Genomic DNA, 1,284 nt, shown 5'->3' with positions numbered 1-1,284 from the left:
GGCAGTTCTCGGGGTACGCGATGGTCGTGTACCTCGCCGGGCTCCGCGCGATTCCGACAGAACACTACGAGGCGGCCAAGGTCGACGGCGCGTCGGCCCTGAAGATGTACTGGCGCGTGATCATTCCCCAGCTGAAGGGCGCGACGATCAGCGCCGCCGTCGTGCTGATGGTGTTCGGGATGAAGGCCTTCGACTTCCTCTACTCGCTTGTCGGGGGGTACCGGCCGCCGAACGGCGCCGACATCCTCGCGACGAAGATGGTGCGTGAGGCGTACGCGAACCTCAACTGGGCGTACGGGTCGGCGATCGCCATCGTCCTGTTCGGGATGGCGCTCAGCGTCATCGGCCCCTATCTCGTGTACGAATACCGGAGGAACAACCTATGAGCGACACGGAACCCAGAACCGACGGGGGTACGATGACGACGACAGCGCGACTGCGGCGGACCCTCGACCAGACGACGGTCGAAGACGCCGGGCTGTACGTCGTCCTGATCTTCGCGGCGGCGTTCTACCTCGTTCCCATCGAGTCCGGGCTGGTGACGTCGTTCAAGACCGGCACCGCGATCATCGAGACGGCGCCGTTCGCTCCGCCGGGGGCGTCCGGGCTCACCTTCGAGAAGTGGCAGGCGGCGATCGACGCCCTGTTGCGCGGCATGGGGAACAGCCTGCTGTACGCCGTGCCCGCGACGGTGATCTCGGCGTTCGTCGGGAGCGTCACCGCGTACGGGCTGACGATCCCGACGTGGAAGCAGTCGTACAAGGCGGTGGTGCTCATGCTCATCATCGCCGGGATCTTCATCCCGTATCAGGCCGTGCTGGTGCCGCTGACCCAGTTCTGGTCGCAGTGGGTCCAGCTCACCCAGACGCTGTCGTTCGTCTGGGCGCTCGGCGTCCCGGACGACTACGCCGGCATCATCGAACTGGTGATCACCCACGTCGCCTACGGGATCCCGATCTGTACGCTCCTGTTCCGGACGTACTACAAGACGATGAGCGACGAGATGATCGAGTCGGCCCGCCTGGACGGGGCGACGCTCCGTCGGGTGTACCGGCGGATCGTCCTCCCGCTGTCGGGACCGATGTTCGCCGTCGTCCTGATCTATCAGTTCACCCAGATCTGGAACGACCTCCTCTTCACGCTGGTGCTCGTCTCGACGGAGTCGAGCCCGGCCGCGCCCGTCGTGTTGATCCTCGCCGGGCTCGGGACCTCGCTTGAGGGACAGGACTTCGCGCTCCGGATGGCCGGGGCGTTCTTCGCGGCGCTGCCGACGCTGGCGGTGTA

The 1,284-nt window shown here is 66.0% G+C and carries 2 protein-coding genes; both read left to right on the top strand.

Annotated elements, in window-relative coordinates; translation table 11 throughout:
* The coding region (locus EXE44_RS16875; RefSeq protein WP_137717974.1) for a carbohydrate ABC transporter permease at positions 1 to 386 on the top strand (386 nt) is incomplete at its 5' end.
* The coding region (locus tag EXE44_RS16870; protein ID WP_137717973.1) for a carbohydrate ABC transporter permease at positions 383 to 1,284 on the top strand (902 nt) is incomplete at its 3' end. The genes EXE44_RS16875 and EXE44_RS16870, both read left to right, overlap by 4 nt.

This window comes from Halorubrum sp. SS7 (assembly GCF_005435055.1).
GTDB lineage: Archaea > Halobacteriota > Halobacteria > Halobacteriales > Haloferacaceae > Halorubrum > Halorubrum salinarum.
The sequence above is the reverse complement of the archived record's forward strand: the minus strand, read 5'-3'. Positions and strand labels throughout refer to the sequence as shown.